Annotated in this window: 1 protein-coding gene; it reads left to right on the forward strand. The window is 53.9% G+C overall.

The features are described 5' to 3' along the window. On the forward strand, window positions 1-230 hold a 230-nt coding region (locus SB753_RS42205; protein WP_410805841.1), incomplete at both ends, for a hypothetical protein.

Genomic DNA, 230 nt, shown 5'->3' on the forward strand with positions numbered 1-230 from the left:
ATAGAGCCGTCAGCAGCGCCGCTCAAGTCAAAAAGCTCGATGCCTCTGTTGAGGGTCTAGCGGCTAAAACTCGCGATTTAACCATCATTTTAGCTACTGCCGAGCAGGCGCTTGGCACGATCTTCAGTGCAACGTTCGGATGGCAGATGGCCATCATGAATGCCGCCGGTGAGATCGAGAAACTTACCGTCATGATGCGCGGCATGTCGTCAGAATCGGACATGGCCAAG

Source organism: Paraburkholderia sp. SIMBA_053 (genome assembly GCF_046534895.1).
Classification (GTDB): domain Bacteria; phylum Pseudomonadota; class Gammaproteobacteria; order Burkholderiales; family Burkholderiaceae; genus Paraburkholderia; species Paraburkholderia caledonica.